The organism is Microvirga antarctica (genome assembly GCF_017921815.1).
GTDB classification, from domain to species: domain Bacteria; phylum Pseudomonadota; class Alphaproteobacteria; order Rhizobiales; family Beijerinckiaceae; genus Microvirga; species Microvirga antarctica.
Window position 1 is genome coordinate 1 of sequence record NZ_JAGEMM010000208.1, and the last position, 279, is coordinate 279.

Annotated in this window: 1 protein-coding gene; it reads right to left on the reverse strand. The window is 51.3% G+C overall.

All coding sequences use genetic code 11. The features are described 5' to 3' along the window. Positions 1–5: 5 nt before the first annotated feature. On the reverse strand, positions 6–279 hold a 274-nt coding region (locus J4G32_RS21520; RefSeq protein ID WP_210497790.1), incomplete at its 5' end, for an FxsA family protein.

Genomic DNA, 279 nt, shown 5'->3' on the forward strand with positions numbered 1-279 from the left:
TACCTTTAATCCCGACGATCGTCTTTATGTTCAATACGATCGCGATCGTCATCTTTACGCTGATACTCGCCGTCAAATGTTTCGCCACCGCCAGTACCCGCGCTAAACCCGCCGCCCGGCATCCGGGAAAAACGTAAATGCGGCAGCAACTTCAGCGTCAAATGTTTTTGCACCGGCGGTAACAAAAGGAGAAGGCCGAGAAAATCGGTGAAAAATCCCGGCAACAGGAGCAGTAAGCCAGCGATGATCAGCGATACACTCTTAATCATTTCTGCCGCC